This window comes from Bradyrhizobium sp. Ce-3, assembly GCF_022835695.1.
In the GTDB taxonomy this organism is placed as follows: domain Bacteria; phylum Pseudomonadota; class Alphaproteobacteria; order Rhizobiales; family Xanthobacteraceae; genus Bradyrhizobium.
In genome coordinates this window covers 1-353 of sequence record NZ_BQUV01000054.1, presented here as the reverse complement: position 1 = coordinate 353, position 353 = coordinate 1, and the positions used below count along the sequence as shown (strand labels likewise).

General features: G+C 62.9%; 1 pseudogene. It reads right to left on the bottom strand.

What is annotated here, in order from left to right:
• A pseudogene (locus BRSPCE3_RS35800) lies at positions 1 to 353 on the bottom strand (hypothetical protein); the annotation flags it as partial.

Below are 353 nucleotides of genomic sequence, written 5' to 3'. Positions count from 1 at the left end.
GCCCGTAGGGTCCGGAGATGAACAGAAGGTCCGCGCCTTCACCCCCGTAGAAGAAGTCCCCACCACTCATATAATACGCCGTCGTAACCAGCTCGAGCGTATCGTTGCCGTCGCCTCCAAACAGGTGCGAGCCGCTCAGCGTGTTCAGTCCGTCGCTGGCCTGGACGTAGTCGTTCCCGGCGCCTCCATCCGCATAGGCAGCCGAGTCGTCATAGGGCGACGCCGCGATGCCCAGCAGGCTATCATTCCCGTCACCTCCGTAAGCCTTGGCTGTCGACACGATCTGATCGTCCCCGTTTCCGGCATAGGCAGTCGCCGCGAACCCGGGAAGCGTGTCATTTCCTTCGCCGCCG